The 14,424-nt window shown below is 38.5% G+C and carries 17 protein-coding genes and 1 pseudogene; 15 read left to right on the top strand and 3 right to left on the bottom strand.

Features of this window, described 5'->3' with window-relative positions:
* The 11 genes and pseudogenes from QEZ38_RS07250 to QEZ38_RS07200 form a co-directional block, all read left to right on the top strand.
* A pseudogene (locus tag QEZ38_RS07250) lies at window positions 1–99 on the top strand (transposase); the annotation flags it as partial.
* Window positions 100–424: 325 nt separating this feature from the next.
* Entirely contained in the window at window positions 425–1,480 is a 1,056-nt protein-coding gene (locus tag QEZ38_RS07245) for an ABC transporter permease (RefSeq protein WP_281335471.1), read from the top strand.
* Between the two features lie 13 nt (window positions 1,481–1,493).
* Window positions 1,494–2,174: an ABC transporter ATP-binding protein gene (locus QEZ38_RS07240; protein ID WP_248035475.1), complete on the top strand. Its 681-nt coding sequence runs from the start codon at window positions 1,494–1,496 to the stop codon at window positions 2,172–2,174.
* Between the two features lie 126 nt (window positions 2,175–2,300).
* Entirely contained in the window at window positions 2,301–3,230 is a 930-nt protein-coding gene (locus QEZ38_RS07235) for a peptidase U32 family protein (RefSeq protein ID WP_281335470.1), read from the top strand.
* Between the two features lie 105 nt (window positions 3,231–3,335).
* A complete protein-coding gene (gene rpiA, locus QEZ38_RS07230) occupies window positions 3,336–4,019 on the top strand; it encodes a ribose-5-phosphate isomerase RpiA (protein ID WP_061862936.1) in 684 nt (227 codons plus the stop codon).
* A gap of 28 nt (window positions 4,020–4,047) precedes the next feature.
* The gene (locus QEZ38_RS07225) at window positions 4,048–5,259 is read left to right on the top strand and encodes a phosphopentomutase (RefSeq protein WP_281335469.1); all 1,212 of its coding nucleotides are present in this window, start codon (window positions 4,048–4,050) and stop codon (window positions 5,257–5,259) included.
* Window position 5,260: 1 nt separating this feature from the next.
* A complete protein-coding gene (locus QEZ38_RS07220; protein ID WP_281335468.1) occupies window positions 5,261–5,818 on the top strand; it encodes a DUF1697 domain-containing protein in 558 nt (185 codons plus the stop codon).
* Window positions 5,818–6,627, top strand: coding sequence for a purine-nucleoside phosphorylase (locus QEZ38_RS07215; RefSeq protein WP_281335467.1), 810 nt, complete (start codon window positions 5,818–5,820; stop codon window positions 6,625–6,627). The genes QEZ38_RS07220 and QEZ38_RS07215 overlap by 1 nt, the downstream gene beginning before the upstream one ends.
* A 12-nt stretch (window positions 6,628–6,639) precedes the next feature.
* The gene (locus QEZ38_RS07210) at window positions 6,640–7,353 is read left to right on the top strand and encodes a LemA family protein (protein ID WP_075231958.1); all 714 of its coding nucleotides are present in this window, start codon (window positions 6,640–6,642) and stop codon (window positions 7,351–7,353) included.
* Window positions 7,354–7,681: 328 nt separating this feature from the next.
* Entirely contained in the window at window positions 7,682–8,392 is a 711-nt protein-coding gene (deoD, locus tag QEZ38_RS07205) for a purine-nucleoside phosphorylase (protein ID WP_153224822.1), read from the top strand.
* A gap of 231 nt (window positions 8,393–8,623) precedes the next feature.
* The gene (locus QEZ38_RS07200) at window positions 8,624–9,385 is read left to right on the top strand and encodes an NAD-dependent protein deacylase (RefSeq protein WP_153224823.1); all 762 of its coding nucleotides are present in this window, start codon (window positions 8,624–8,626) and stop codon (window positions 9,383–9,385) included.
* Window positions 9,386–9,578: 193 nt separating this feature from the next.
* On the opposite strand, the gene QEZ38_RS07195 is transcribed toward QEZ38_RS07200, so the two are convergent.
* From QEZ38_RS07195 to coaA, 3 genes are all read right to left on the bottom strand, one after another.
* A complete protein-coding gene (locus QEZ38_RS07195) occupies window positions 9,579–10,091 on the bottom strand; it encodes a DNA topology modulation protein (RefSeq protein WP_281335466.1) in 513 nt (170 codons plus the stop codon).
* A 65-nt stretch (window positions 10,092–10,156) separates the two neighbouring features.
* Window positions 10,157–10,405, bottom strand: coding sequence for a 30S ribosomal protein S20 (gene rpsT / locus QEZ38_RS07190; protein WP_029689628.1), 249 nt, complete (start codon window positions 10,403–10,405; stop codon window positions 10,157–10,159).
* A 52-nt stretch (window positions 10,406–10,457) separates the two neighbouring features.
* Window positions 10,458–11,378: a type I pantothenate kinase gene (coaA, locus tag QEZ38_RS07185; RefSeq protein WP_281335465.1), complete on the bottom strand. Its 921-nt coding sequence runs from the start codon at window positions 11,376–11,378 to the stop codon at window positions 10,458–10,460.
* 200 nt (window positions 11,379–11,578) lie between these two features.
* Here coaA and QEZ38_RS07180 point away from each other — a divergent pair, with 200 nt between their 5' ends.
* The 4 genes from QEZ38_RS07180 to QEZ38_RS07165 all read left to right on the top strand — a co-directional run bounded on the left by QEZ38_RS07180 (window position 11,579) and on the right by QEZ38_RS07165 (window position 14,409).
* Complete coding sequence (locus tag QEZ38_RS07180; protein ID WP_281335464.1) at window positions 11,579–11,983, top strand: hypothetical protein; 405 nt, start codon at window positions 11,579–11,581, stop codon at window positions 11,981–11,983.
* A 169-nt stretch (window positions 11,984–12,152) separates the two neighbouring features.
* Window positions 12,153–12,431, top strand: coding sequence for a 1,4-dihydroxy-2-naphthoate prenyltransferase (locus tag QEZ38_RS07175; protein ID WP_281335463.1), 279 nt, complete (start codon window positions 12,153–12,155; stop codon window positions 12,429–12,431).
* Between the two features lie 107 nt (window positions 12,432–12,538).
* Window positions 12,539–13,129 carry a class I SAM-dependent methyltransferase gene (locus tag QEZ38_RS07170; RefSeq protein WP_281335462.1) on the top strand — a complete coding sequence of 197 codons (591 nt, stop codon included), beginning with the start codon at window positions 12,539–12,541 and terminating at the stop codon, window positions 13,127–13,129.
* Entirely contained in the window at window positions 13,126–14,409 is a 1,284-nt protein-coding gene (locus tag QEZ38_RS07165; protein ID WP_281335461.1) for a pyrimidine-nucleoside phosphorylase, read from the top strand. Before QEZ38_RS07170 ends, QEZ38_RS07165 begins: the two co-directional genes overlap by 4 nt.
* The last annotated feature ends 15 nt before the right edge of the window (window positions 14,410–14,424 follow it).

Genomic DNA, 14,424 nt, shown 5'->3' with positions numbered 1-14,424 from the left:
CTCAAGTACAAGTTTGGGAATCGGCATTTCTGGGCAGAAGGTTATTATGTGAGTACAGTAGGGCTTAATGAAGCCACAATTAAGAAATATATTCAAGATTAAAGAAATTATCCAGTGGATGATTTCTTCACGAGTATGAAAATTTGAGAACGAGTAAAGCATGATATAGCACTAGATAAATTAAGTGTAAAAGAATATGAGGATCCCTTTAGGGATAGTGGCAAGTAATACTCACGCCTCTTTAAGAGGCAAGTGACGAGTCAAGAGCAATGAGGCTTGAACAACGTGAAAGCCAGCGTCTTTAGGCGCTGGCTGGTAATTTGGGCTTATAGCCCTGGTGCAAACCACCCGTTAGACGGGTGGTTATGATTTTTGATGCTGAGTGAGCTTTTTCCACTCTTAGAAAAGTAAAAGGAGATTTGCAGTGTATCTTGCAATCAAGGAAATTTTAAAAAATAAACTTCGTTATAGTTTGATTTTAACGACGATCTTTCTTATAGCGTTTATGGTCTTTTTTATGACAAGTTTAGCTCTGGGGCTTGTTAGAAATAATAGAGCAGCCGTGGATAATTGGCAAGCGACAGGAATTGTTTTATCAGATTATGCAAATGATAATCTGACAGCTTCCTTTATTCCAGAAAAGAATTATAAGGATCAGGTTTCCGAAGATGCAGCACCTTTGGGGTATATGTTTGCGGTGACCAATCTCGTCAATGATAGTGAGAAGGAAAACATCTCTATTTTTGCACAGGATTGGAACAGTTTTATCTCTCCTTCCTTGATTGAGGGACATTATCCAGAAAGTGATAATGAATTTGTCGTGGATCAGTCTTTAGAAAACTATGGAATTAAACTTGGTGATGCCGTTCAACTGAATGGAAGTGAAAATTCTTATACCATCGTTGGACTTACGAAAGGGAATAAATTTTTTACAGAACCTGTAGTATTTACAAATTTGACTAGCTATTGGATCTTACAAGGTACGCTAAATGCAGGTCGCTCGATTTCTGCTTTGGTCTTAAAAAATGATGTTCAGCTATCTGCTGATGGTTTAAGTCAATTAACCATTCAAAACATGATTGCCCATATTCCGGGCTATACACCTCAAGTAAACGTATTTTCAGGCATGATTTTAGCGATGATTATCATATCAGGTCTTATTATTGGTATTTTTATTTATATTATTACCATTCAAAAACTAGGCCTCTATGGAATTATGAGAGCCCAAGGAATTCAGGTTAAAACTATTGTTTGGTCGCTTTTTTGTCAAATTATATTGCTGGCAGGTTTTGGGATCGGTCTAGCATTATTGGCAATTGTAGCTGTCATCCTTGTTTTACCTGCAACCTTCGTTTTCTATTCAAGTTGGTTAGCATATTTAGGATTGAGTTTGGGAATTTGTTTGATGGCATTACTTGGAGGAGTGATTTCTCTCCCTCGTTTGCTCAAAGTTGATCCAATAACAGCTATTGCAGAATGATAAGGAGACCTACATGACACCATTGATAGAAATGAAGCAAGTGACGAAAAGCTATGGAGAAGGAAATATGAAAGTCGTTGCACTACACGAGACGAACTTTCAACTAAATGCAGGTGAATTTGTTGCCATAGTTGGTCCTTCTGGATCTGGTAAAACAACCTTTTTGACCACCTTAGGACAGTTGCAGGAGCCTTCAGGTGGGAAGATTTTAGTAAAGGGAACAGAAACGGGTAATTTGACTGAAAAAGAGAAAACAGATCTTCGGTTTAAGGAATTTGGTTTTATATTACAGGCTTCAAATCTGATCCCTTTTTTAACAGTGAAGGAACAATTAGACTTAATTGATCGACTAGATAAAGACGAATCTTCGAAAAGTGACCGTCAAGAGTTATTTGATTTGCTGGATCTGAACAAAGTTCAAAATCATTATCCTAAGGCCTTATCTGGGGGAGAACGTCAACGAGCAGCAATTGCCAGAGCACTCTATAACAATCCTAGCATCGTTCTTGCTGACGAACCAACAGCCAGTCTTGATACCCAAAGAGCTTATCAAGTAACGGATATGCTGGCATCTATAGCCCATGAGCAGGGAAGAGGAGTGGTAATGATTACTCATGACACCAGACTTCTAGATAAGGTGGACCGTGTCTTTATCATGAATGATGGTCACCTTGTTGAAGAAATACAAGCATAAAAGAATATAAAGTGAACTCTAGTAAAGGTAGTTCACTTTTCTTTTTATAAAAGTGAAGAGTATAACTTTTCTTAAAAAATAGATTGCCCATAGCTGATTTTTCAGAAATGTGGTATAATTTTTCTTATGGAAAAGATTATTATTACAGCAACTGCTGAAAGCATTGAACAAGTAAAAGAATTACTAGAGGCGGGAGTTGACCGCATCTATGTTGGTGAGAAAGATTTTGGACTTCGTTTGCCAAAGACTTTTTCTTATGATGAACTGAGAACCATCGCTGGTCTGGTTCATGATGCAGGTAAGGAATTGATCGTAGCGGTCAATGCCCTTATGCATCAGGATATGATGGATCGTATCAAGCCCTTCCTTGATTTCTTGGAAGATATTAAAACAGACTACATTACTGTTGGGGATGCAGGTGTCTTTTATGTTGTCAATCGCGATGGTTATTCTTTTAAAACCATCTATGACGCCTCAACGATGGTAACTAGCAGCCGTCAGATCAATTTCTGGGGACAAAAGGCTGGCGCTTCTGAGGCAGTATTGGCTCGTGAAATTCCATCAGCTGAACTCTTTAAAATGCCTGAAATTTTGGAAATTCCTGCTGAAATTTTGGTCTATGGAGCAAGTGTTATCCACCACTCTAAGCGTCCACTCTTGCAGAATTACTATAATTTTACTCAGATTGATGATGAAAAAACACGTCAACGCGACCTCTTCTTAGCAGAGCCTAGTGATCCAGATAGCCATTACTCTATTTTTGAAGACAATCATGGAACTCACATTTTTGCCAATAACGACCTTGATTTGATGACCAAATTGCCAGAGTTGGTAGAGCATGGTTTCACTCATTGGAAACTAGAGGGACTATATACTCCAGGGCAAGATTTTGTTGAGATTGCAAAACTCTTCATCCAAGCTCGTAGCTTGATTCAAGAGGGAAGCTTTACGCATGACCAAGCCTTCTTGTTGGATGAGCAAGTCCGTAAACTCCATCCAAAAAATCGTTTCCTTGACACAGGATTTTATGACTACGATCCTGACATGGTTAAATAAGAATCAGAAACCCGAAATAAAATGTTCGGGTTTTTCTAGTGCAAGGATGAATTTAAAGCGTATTCATGTTATAATAAAAGTAGCTTTTTGTTTGGAGGTGTTTAAGTGGAAAATCTGAAAAAAATAGCAGGCATCAAGGCTGCTGAGTTCGTAACCAACGGAATGGTTGTAGGACTTGGAACAGGCTCGACTGCCTATTATTTCGTAGAGGAGATCGGACGTAGAATTAAAGAAGAAGGACTTCAAATTACAGCCGTAACGACCTCGAGTGTAACGACAAAACAGGCACAAGGATTGAATATCCCACTTAAGTCGATTGACGAGGTGGATGAGGTGGACGTGACTGTTGATGGAGCTGATGAGGTAGATCGCCAGTTTAATGGTATCAAAGGAGGCGGTGGTGCACTTCTAATGGAAAAAGTAGTTGCAACACCAACCAAACAGTATATCTGGGTGGTAGATGAGAGCAAAATGGTTGAGAAACTGGGCGCTTTCAAACTACCTGTCGAAGTTGTCCAATACGGAGCAGAACAGGTTTTCCGTCGTTTTGAAAAAGCTGGTTATAAGCCAAGTTTTCGTGAAAAAGATGGCCAACGTTTTGTGACGGATATGAAAAATTTCATCATTGATCTTGATTTAGGTGTTATTGAAGACCCGATTGCTTTTGGTCATCAACTGGATCTTCAGGTCGGTATTGTTGAGCACGGTTTATTTAATCAAATGGTTGATAAAGTGATTGTTGCAGGGCAAGCTGGCGTTCAGGTTTTAACTTCAACAAAAGGGAAATAATCAAAATAATCAAAAAAGGAGACACACTATGCCAAAATTTAATCGTATTCACTTGGTGGTACTAGATTCTGTAGGAATCGGTGCAGCACCAGATGCTAATAACTTTGTCAATGCAGGGGTTCCAGATGGAGCATCTGATACACTTGGCCATATTTCAAAATCAGTTGGTTTGAATGTTCCTAACATGGCTAAGATTGGTCTTGGGAACATCGAGCGTGAGACATCCCTTAAAACGGTTCCCACAGAGGCAAATCCTAGTGGTTACTACACTAAACTTGAGGAAGTATCATTAGGTAAAGACACCATGACAGGTCACTGGGAAATCATGGGCCTCAATATCACTGAACCTTTCGATACTTTCTGGAATGGATTCCCAGAAGAAATCCTTACAAAGATTGAAGAATTTTCAGGTCGTAAAGTAATCCGTGAAGCAAACAAACCTTACTCAGGAACTGCTGTTATCGATGATTTTGGACCACGTCAAATGGAAACAGGCGAGTTGATCATCTATACATCAGCTGACCCGGTTCTTCAAATCGCGGCCCACGAAGACATTATTCCTTTAGATGAACTCTATCGTATTTGTGAGTACGCTCGTTCGATTACATTAGAACGTCCAGCTCTTCTAGGTCGTATTATTGCACGTCCTTATGTTGGTGAGCCTGGGAACTTCACACGTACTGCAAATCGTCGTGACTTGGCTGTATCACCATTTGCTCCCACAGTTTTGGACAAACTCAACGAAGCAGGTATTGATACTTACTCAGTAGGTAAGATTAGCGATATCTTTAATGGTGCTGGGGTGAACCATGATATGGGCCACAATAAGTCAAATAGCCATGGAATTGATAATTTGATTAAAGCAATGAAATCTGAGGATTTCAAAGAAGGCTTCTCATTCACAAACTTGGTCGACTTTGATGCTCTTTATGGACACCGTCGTGATCCACACGGTTACCGTGATTGCTTGCATGAGTTTGATGAGCGCTTGCCAGAAATTATGGCAGCAATGAGAGAAGATGATCTTCTTTTGATTACTGCTGACCATGGGAACGATCCAACCTATGCGGGTACTGACCATACTCGTGAATACATTCCACTTTTGGCCTACAGCCCATCACTAAAAGGAAATGGACACTTACCAATTGGTCATTTTGCTGATATTTCGGCAACAATCGCTGATAACTTTGGCGTTGATAAGGCTATGATTGGTGAAAGTTTCTTAGATAAATTGGTTTAAGATGACTCGCTTTGCATTACTGGTTAGAGGGATCAATGTCGGTGGGAAACATAAGGTGGTTATGGCCCAACTGCGTCAAGAATTGACAGAGTTGGGATTAGAAAATGTTGAAATCTACATCAATAGTGGCAATATTTTCTTTGATACTAGCATGCCTAGAATTCAGTTGGTTGAGAGTCTACAGGATTTCTTTAAAGAACATTATCCATTTATCCGATATTTTTCCTTGTTAAGTCAAGAAGACTACGAAGAGGAATGTAGCCATCTACCAAACTGGTGGTCGCAAGACCTAGCAAGAAAGGACATCCTCTTATACACTGAGGGCTTGGATGTGGATCAAGTCATCGAGAAAGTGAACAGTTTGGAACTAGTCGATGAAGTGCTTCATTTTGGGAAATTAGGGATCTTCTGGGGTAAATTGTCAGAAGCTAGCTACTCTAAAACAGCTTATCATAAGCACTTGCTAAAGATGCCTTTCTATCGCCAAATTACGATTCGCAATGCAAAAACCTTTGACAAAATCGGTCAATTTTTAAAACATAAAGAAGGAGATACCTAATGACATTTTTAGATAAAATAAATGAAACAGCAGCATTTTTGAAGGGCAAAGGAGTAGAAGCACCAGAGTTCGGCTTGATTCTTGGATCAGGACTTGGCGAACTTGCTGAAGAAATTGAAAATCCAGTTGTGGTAGACTATGCTGAGATTCCAAACTGGGGACGTTCGACTGTTGTTGGACACGCTGGAAAATTGGTGTACGGTGAACTTGCAGGACGTAAGGTTTTAGCACTTCAAGGTCGTTTCCACTTCTACGAAGGAAATCCTCTTGAAGTTGTGACTTTCCCTGTCCGTGTTATGAAAGTCTTGGGATGTGAAGGAGTGCTTGTAACCAACGCTGCTGGCGGTATCGGCTTCGGTCCTGGCACCTTGATGGCTATCTCAGACCACATCAATATGACTGGTCAAAACCCATTGATTGGTGAAAACTTGGATGACTTTGGTCCACGTTTCCCTGATATGTCGAAAGCTTACACTCCAGAATACCGTGAGACTGCACATCAAGTAGCAGACAAATTGGGCATTAAACTGGATGATGGGGTTTATATCGGTGTTACTGGTCCAACTTATGAAACACCAGCAGAGATTCGCGCCTATAAGATACTTGGAGCAGATGCGGTTGGTATGTCCACTGTTCCTGAAGTTATCGTTGCAGCACACTCTGGCTTGAAAGTTCTTGGTATTTCATGTATTACCAACTTTGCTGCTGGTTTCCAAGAAGAACTCAACCACGAAGAAGTGGTAGAGGTGACCGAACGTGTCAAAGGCGACTTTAAAGGCTTGCTGAAAGCGATTCTTGCAGAATTGTAAAAGGATTAATTGATGTCAAATTTGATGAATAATCCATTATTTCGTATCATTCGTGGAGTTTTTATAGTTGCTCTCCTAACTTTTATTTGGTTGATTATATTTTCTGCCATAGACACAAGTGGTAGTGAAATAGACTATGAACCCTTTCAAGGAGCATCTATCGTATTTGCAGTTTTAAGCTATATTGTAATAGTGTTTATATTACAGTACCATAAAGTTGTTACCTTAAAAGAGTTAATTAAATCTTCATACAGTGCAATTGAAATTAAAGAAGAGTACGTGGAAAAGTTAATTGTACAACTTCGTGAATTGACAGATAAGATTGTTGACCATGAGTTAAAAATGTCTGTTAGGAAAAATGTTTCAGAATTGTTAGAAGAAAAAAAGTCTGTCAACAATTTTACTAACGACGAAAATAAAGCCAATCATTCAGAATCTAAGCGTAAATTTTATGGTGAATCTGGAAATTCTTCTAAACACGAATACTCAACTAAAGTAGAGGAAACGAAGAATAAAATTATAGAAGAAATTGAAAGAGATACGAGTGTTACCGCTGATCAAAGTATAAAGGATCTGATTGCTGAGATCAAAGAGTCAGAAGTGCTAGTTGCTAATCAAAAATTATACTATAATGAAACGGTCTCGCAATACAACAAAGCAATTTACACTTTGCCATTTGCCTTTTTAAGAATAACTTTAGGTCATTCAGAAAAAAACTATTTATAATATTTAACAAAATCGCTCAGACTAAACTATAGTCAAACAATGTAAAATAAAGAAAGGATGGGTTAACTGTATTCGCTGAACTGAATACGGGCGGAGAACTGTGTAAAAAAGATAAACTGTCTAGCATTTACAATGCGTCGCCAGTTTCCTATTTTTACTTTGTTCTCTGTCGCCTGTCTTGTATATCAAAAAAGAAAGGTAGAGCGTGTGTTCAGATTTGAACACGAGCGGAAAGCTCGGAAAATAGATAATCTGACTGTGAAATCAGGATTTCTCGTCAGATTCCTAATTTTCAGTCGCTTTCTGGTCGCTCTTTGTATCATAAACTATGTCTATCCATATTGCTGCTAAGCAGGGTGAAATTGCTGATAAAATTCTTCTTCCTGGAGATCCTCTTCGTGCGAAATTTATCGCTGAGAACTTTTTAGAAGATGCTGTTTGCTTTAACGAAGTCCGTAACATGTTTGGTTACACTGGGACTTACAAGGGCCATCGTGTATCTGTCATGGGAACAGGGATGGGAATGCCATCAATCTCCATCTATGCGCGTGAATTGATTGTCGATTACGGTGTGAAAAAATTGATCCGTGTCGGAACTGCTGGTTCTTTGAATGAGGATGTTCATGTTCGTGAATTAGTTTTGGCACAAGCAGCTGCAACCAACTCAAACATCATCCGCAATGACTGGCCTCAATATGATTTTCCACAAATCTCTAGCTTTGATTTACTTGATAAAGCCTATCATATTGCCAAAGATCTTGGTATGACCACTCACGTTGGTAATGTCTTGTCTTCAGATGTTTTCTACTCAAACTACTTTGAAAAAAATATCGAACTTGGTAAATGGGGAGTCAAGGCTGTAGAAATGGAAGCAGCTGCGCTGTACTATCTTGCTGCCCAACACCATGTTGATGCTCTTGCTATCATGACTATTTCAGATAGTTTGGTTAATCCAGATGAAGATACAACTGCAGAAGAGCGCCAAAATACTTTCACAGATATGATGAAAGTTGGTCTAGAAACCTTGATTGCAGACTAAAGTTAGATTCCATTCATGTGATTACTCTTGTTCTCAAAATGATAAGCATGTTCATTGCTTCAATCCTATAAATAGATGAGAATAAGGACTTTGAAGAAAGTCAAATTATGTCAAAGGACCTAGACTAGTCAGTTTAATATCTTAATCATAATCAAATAAAGTTGGAAGCCAAGTTGACAAGAAGTCAAGGCTTTCAACTTTTTTAGAACAAAAAACTTAAGGAGGGGTGAAATGGATAAGATTGAACAATTACAGAAACTGATAGATAAAAGTCAAAGAATTGTCTTTTTCGGTGGTGCAGGGGTTTCAACAGAGTCTAATATTCCTGATTTTCGAAGTTCTGATGGTGTTTATAGTCTTAAGTTGGGGAGCCATTTTACTGCCGAGCAACTGGTTTCACGCACCATGTTTGAACGCTATCCAGAGGATTTTTTTGATTTCTACAAAAAGTATCTCGTCTATCCAGATGCCAAGCCAAATTTAGCACATATTTATCTAGCATTTTTGGAAAAGACTGGTAAATTAAAGGCGATTGTGACGCAAAATATCGATAGTCTCCATGAAATGGCGGGTTCTGAAAAAGTTTTGAAACTGCATGGTAGTGCAGATCGTAATTACTGTTTGGGCTGTCATCGCTTTTATGATTTGAATGCATTTTTGGCACTTGAAGGTCCAGTTCCCCACTGCTTAGATTGTGGCAAGGTAGTCAAACCTAATGTAACCCTTTATGAGGAATCACTAGATATGGACGTATTTAGTCGAGCAGCTCGAGCCATTCAGCAAGCAGATTTATTGATCATTGGTGGAACTTCTTTAGTCGTTTATCCTGCAGCTAGCCTAATCAATTATTTTTCAGGGTCAAATCTTGTCGTTATCAACAAGTCCAGCACTCCTCAAGATAGCCAAGCTGATTTAGTTATCGAAGGTAATATCGGAGAAGTTTTTTTGTATTACGAACTCAGAAACTATGAACAAGATTCTCTTCATTTCTAGGGGAATATTATAGTGGATTGAAATAAGATGTGAACAGAGAGATTAGAAAAGTCAAACTAATTTCTAGAAATATTTTTAGCAGTTGTAGTGTACTGTTCTAAATTCAATCTACTATATTGTTGATTTATAAATTGCTCGAGTTATTTTTAGTCATTCAGTCCATGCTGACTTTAATGAAATGCTACTATATTGTTTATTTTTTTAAAGATCGCAAAAAACAATCAATCTCTGCTTGAGAATGGAGAATACGCATCTTTTCTGGGTAAGTATTGTTTAAGTATTGGTATCTATCCTTAGCATTTTTTGTTCGTCCATCCCAAAGAATCCAACGGATAAATTCCCAGTTGAATTGCTCGGGGCATCCTGCTGCCATACTTTCTCTGACTTTGCCTCTGTATTTTAAATAGCGCTTAAAGGCTCTTAGCAAACAAGTCCACGATGAGAAGTTTAAAAAGATGATCTGGTCAGCTTGCTCCATTCTTTCCTCATAGCAACACCACGAGTAGTTGCCATCAATCACCCAATTTTCATTTGTGGATAAAAAATCCTTCATCTCCTTAAGCATCCAGTCACGGTCACTGTCCTGCCAACCTGGCTGAAATTGGAGAGTATCCATATGAAGTTTTTGGATAGAGTAGTGCTTGGCTAGTTTTTCTGCAAGAGTAGATTTACCTGATCCTGAATATCCGATGATAGCTATTTTCATAATGACCTCCAGAAAAATGTGTACAAAAAAAGCTCCGAAGAGCTCATTTTGTATGCAGTTAAAGATTAACCAAGTTTAGCTGCAAGACGTGCTTTATCACGGCTAGCTTTATTTTTGTGGATCAAACCTTTAGTTTCTGCTTTATCGATAGCTGAGCTGGCAGCACGGTAAAGTTCTTCAGATGGGTTTGCTTCAAAAGCTTTGATAGCAGTACGCATAGCTGATTTTTGAGCTGAGTTCTTTTCGTTTTGTTTAACGTTCAATTCAGCGCGTTTGATAGCTGATTTAATGTTTGCCAATGTTCTTACCTCCATTTTTACTAACTATACCATTATATCTGAAAACTTACGTTTTGACAAGGGAAAATTATTTTTTTAAGTAAATTTCATCAATTTCGTGATTTTTAGATTTATGGAGAATGACCTCGGCACGATTTCGTGTCGGTTCAATGTAATTTTGGAGATTGGTGAGGTTGATACTAGTCCAAACTTGGTGGGCAAAATCCTTGACTTCACTAAGAGGAAGTTGAGTGAAACGGTAGTAATAGTTGCCTGGATCATCTTGAGCAAAGCTAAGAAGTTTTAAGAAACGATCCAAATACCAGCTTTCAATATCCTCGACTGCGGCATCGACATAGATTGAAAAGTCAAAGAAATCAGTAATATAGAGACGGGCATTATGTGGATTTTGGAATACGTTGATTCCCTCAACAATGACAAAATCAGCGGCTTCTACTCGTTGTTTTTGACCTGGCACGATATCATAGATTTCATGGGAATAAACAGGGATATCAACATCCTGTCCATTTTTGAGTTGGTCTAGGAAATTGAGCAAAGCTTCCATGTCGTAACTCTCAGGAAAACCCTTGCGGTTGAGAATGTCTTGCTCAATTAAGACACTATTTGGGTATAAAAAACCATCCGTAGTAACTAGTTCAACACTTGCTCCAGGAACGATACGAGAAAGCAAAATTTGCAAGAGACGACTAGTGGTTGATTTACCGACAGCAACACTCCCAGAAACTCCGATAATAAAGGGCTGTTTTTTGCTCTCTCTTTGAAGGAAAATACCTTTTGAAAAGGCAAGGTCTTCTTTGGAACGTTTGTAAATCTGAATCAAATGTGCCAGTGGCAGATAGATATCTGTAACGTCTTGAAGGCTAATCTGGTCATTGAAACTCTTAATAGAATCTAACTCTTCCTCGGTCAAGGGAGGAGTTGTTTTGCGATGCAAGGATTGCCAAGTTTCGCGGTTTATCCTTTCAAAATGTAAAAATTCGTTGGTCATTTATTTTCCCCTAGATATTTTGTCTATCATACCATAAAAAGCTAAAAAAATAAAGCGGTTTCTTGAATGTGATAAGTCAGTAGTTTATACTATAAGTAGATAGAGAATGAACAATTTATTGATGAAGTAGGAGCTGCTTTCTCCTGATTTTATCAGCTAATAAAGGGGGCTTTTAGTTCAAAACTCATAGGAGGTGTACTATGAAAATCTTAAAAAGTTACATATTGGAACTCTGTTTTATTTTAAGTTTTGCTTTACCTTTTATAAAAGGAGTCAATGTGGATAATGGTAGACGTTTTGTGGAAATTTATTACGGTTTTACATTTTTAATGGATTATGCCATTGTAACAACTATTTTCATTTGTTCACTCCTCATTGCATGGTTGTTAAGGAAAGGTTGGACAAAATTCCTTGCTGCTGGTAGTTATCTATTTTTGATTTTGTGGATTGCTACAGAGGGTTATTTATTTCGCATGTCAATAGAAGATTTGATACGCTTGTGGACAAGTTTGGAAATCCTGACACAAACTTATCAGTTGGGCTTTTATCTAAACATCTTGTTGGGAATCCTGTTGATAATTAAGTATTTGAAGGTGAAGCAATAGTAATCAAAATGCGTCTGATTATAGACAATAAATTTGTTGTTTTATCCTGACTGTGATACCTTGTAGCACCCAATGACTTGTCATTCGTTTCCAATAATTGATAGAGATTGAAGAAAAGCGCTTTCTTTGTTAAAATATAAGGGGGAAAACCTATAAAGGAGGTGTTAAGATGAAAGCTAGATTAAGAGAAAAGGCGCTGTTTTTTATCAGTCTATTTGTAGTTGTTTTATGGTTATCACCAAACTGGGTGAATTTTTCTTTTACGATAGGAACTCAGAGCCATAACTGGACCACTTTTGTTTTGTTTATCTTATTACCCCTCTTAGGTCTTGGCTACCTTGTGCTAGCTTTCTTTAAACGAAAGTGTTGGCTCTTCTTTTTTGGTCTTGCTTGCATTTTTGCTTTTCCGATTACCATGGCAGTTGGGAGCTTTTTACTAGGTCCCTAATGTTAATCCGAATTTATATTATTTTTGAGAAAATACAATGTGATGTAAGGGCTTGATACCTTTGTAAACGATTTACAATTTAAGTCAAATTATGGTAAAATAGTATCATGAGTAAAATGTATTATGCAGAAAATCCAGATGCAGCCCATGATATTCATGAGCTTAGAGTTGAGCTACTTGGGCAAAAGATGACCTTTTTGACAGATGCTGGTGTCTTTAGTAAAAAAATGATTGACTTTGGAAGTCAGTTGTTGTTAAGATGTCTAGATATTGAAAAAGGTGAAAAAATTCTTGATGTTGGTTGTGGCTATGGTCCGATAGGTTTGTCTTTGGTTAAGGCTTATGGTGCCCAAGCAACGATGGTGGATATCAACAATCGTGCCCTGGATTTAGCCCAGCAAAATGCAGTAAAAAACAAGGTTCAAGCGACTATCTTCCAGTCTAATATTTATGAGCAGGTAGAAGGACAATTTGACCATGTCATTTCCAATCCACCTATACGCGCTGGCAAGCAAGTAGTCCACGAAATCATTGAGAAAAGTATAGACTTTTTAGTAGATGGTGGGGATTTGACGATCGTTATTCAGAAAAAACAAGGAGCTCCTAGTGCCAAAAGCAAGATGGAAGAAATCTTTGGCAATTGCGAGGTTGTAAAGAAAGATAAGGGATATTATATCCTTAGAAGTGTGAAAGAATGAGAGCAGTAGATCTAATCCAGAAAAAAAGAGACGGCCAAGAACTAAGCTCCAGTGAGATCCAATGGCTGATTGAAGGTTATGTATCTGGAATCGTCCCTGACTACCAGATGGCTGCTTTTGCTATGGCAGTATATTTCCAGGGAATGACTATAGATGAGATTTCTGACTTGACTATGAACATGGTTAAGACAGGTCAGGAGTTTGATTTATCGCCAATCGAAGGCATTAAGGTGGATAAACACTCTACTGGTGGAGTTGGTGATAAGGTAACTTTAATCCTAGCACCTTTAGTAGCTAGTTTCGGTGTTCCAGTTGCTAAGATGAGTGGTAGAGGTCTGGGTCATACCGGCGGTACTATCGATAAATTAGAATCCATCAAAGGTTTTCAGATTGAACGAAATCAGGATGAATTTATCAAACAAGTTCAAGATATTGGTGTTTCAGTCATTGGCCAGTCCGATCAACTGGTTAAGGCTGATAAGTTGCTTTATGCCCTCCGTGATGTGACGGCAACGGTTGATACTATTCCCTTGATTGCTAGTTCGGTCATGAGTAAAAAGATTGCTGCTGGAGCTGACGCTATCTTACTGGACGTTACTGTTGGTGAAGGCGCCTTCATGAAAACAGTGGACGAGGCCCGTGAATTGGCTCAAACTATGGTAAATCTTGGTAAGGCTGTAGGTCGCAAGACAGTAGCAGTCATTACGGACATGAGTCAACCATTGGGACGTGCCATTGGAAACCGCTTGGAAATCCTAGAAGCACTGGAAATTCTTCAAGGAAAGGGACGTGAAGATATTAGTCATTTTATCTGCGAGTTAGCCCAGATTATGCTATCTTTAGCAAATGTTGAAAAAACAGTCGAGGAAGTAAGGGAACATCTTGAAAATGGTAAGGCACTCCAGAAATTCGAAGAAATGGTTGTAGCTCAGGGTGGAGATTTAGAAGACCTCTATCGTCCAGTAAAAGTTGACCATATAGTTGATATTCCTGCTCAGGAGGATGGTATTATAGCAGAACTTCCAGCCATGGAGTTTGGTCTTTTTGCCATGAGATTGGGTGCTGGTCGTGCAGTGAAAACAGACGCCCTTGATTATGAGACGGGGATTGTTTTTGAGAAGAAAGTTGGAGACTTTGTCAGAAAGGGTGAAATTGTTGCAAAAGTATATACAAATGGCAAAATTTCTCCGGAACTAGTTACAGATTTCCAAAAATATGTTAAAATTAAAATAAGTGATGAAGTGATAAAATCGCGTGAAATTATCGAAATCATCTCCTAATTTAAGGAAAAACCG

The sequence above is a fragment of the Streptococcus taonis genome (assembly GCF_029948085.1).
GTDB lineage: Bacteria > Bacillota > Bacilli > Lactobacillales > Streptococcaceae > Streptococcus > Streptococcus taonis.
The sequence above is the reverse complement of the archived record's forward strand: the minus strand, read 5'-3'. Positions and strand labels throughout refer to the sequence as shown.

What these genes read in the sequence shown, in the direction of transcription:
- QEZ38_RS07235 (WP_281335470.1), top strand. Translation starts at nt 2,301, where the DNA reads ATGGAAAAGATTATTATTACAGCAACTGCTGAAAGCATTGAACAAGTA.
- QEZ38_RS07180 (WP_281335464.1), top strand. Translation starts at nt 11,579, where the DNA reads ATGAAAATCTTAAAAAGTTACATATTGGAACTCTGTTTTATTTTAAGT.
- QEZ38_RS07240 (WP_248035475.1), top strand. Translation starts at nt 1,494, where the DNA reads ATGACACCATTGATAGAAATGAAGCAAGTGACGAAAAGCTATGGAGAA.
- QEZ38_RS07215 (WP_281335467.1), top strand. Translation starts at nt 5,818, where the DNA reads ATGACATTTTTAGATAAAATAAATGAAACAGCAGCATTTTTGAAGGGC.
- QEZ38_RS07195 (WP_281335466.1), bottom strand. Translation starts at nt 10,091, where the DNA reads ATGAAAATAGCTATCATCGGATATTCAGGATCAGGTAAATCTACTCTT.
- QEZ38_RS07225 (WP_281335469.1), top strand. Translation starts at nt 4,048, where the DNA reads ATGCCAAAATTTAATCGTATTCACTTGGTGGTACTAGATTCTGTAGGA.
- QEZ38_RS07200 (WP_153224823.1), top strand. Translation starts at nt 8,624, where the DNA reads ATGGATAAGATTGAACAATTACAGAAACTGATAGATAAAAGTCAAAGA.
- QEZ38_RS07170 (WP_281335462.1), top strand. Translation starts at nt 12,539, where the DNA reads ATGAGTAAAATGTATTATGCAGAAAATCCAGATGCAGCCCATGATATT.
- QEZ38_RS07220 (WP_281335468.1), top strand. Translation starts at nt 5,261, where the DNA reads ATGACTCGCTTTGCATTACTGGTTAGAGGGATCAATGTCGGTGGGAAA.
- coaA (WP_281335465.1), bottom strand. Translation starts at nt 11,378, where the DNA reads ATGACCAACGAATTTTTACATTTTGAAAGGATAAACCGCGAAACTTGG.
- QEZ38_RS07165 (WP_281335461.1), top strand. Translation starts at nt 13,126, where the DNA reads ATGAGAGCAGTAGATCTAATCCAGAAAAAAAGAGACGGCCAAGAACTA.
- deoD (WP_153224822.1), top strand. Translation starts at nt 7,682, where the DNA reads ATGTCTATCCATATTGCTGCTAAGCAGGGTGAAATTGCTGATAAAATT.
- QEZ38_RS07175 (WP_281335463.1), top strand. Translation starts at nt 12,153, where the DNA reads ATGAAAGCTAGATTAAGAGAAAAGGCGCTGTTTTTTATCAGTCTATTT.
- QEZ38_RS07210 (WP_075231958.1), top strand. Translation starts at nt 6,640, where the DNA reads ATGTCAAATTTGATGAATAATCCATTATTTCGTATCATTCGTGGAGTT.
- rpsT (WP_029689628.1), bottom strand. Translation starts at nt 10,405, where the DNA reads ATGGAGGTAAGAACATTGGCAAACATTAAATCAGCTATCAAACGCGCT.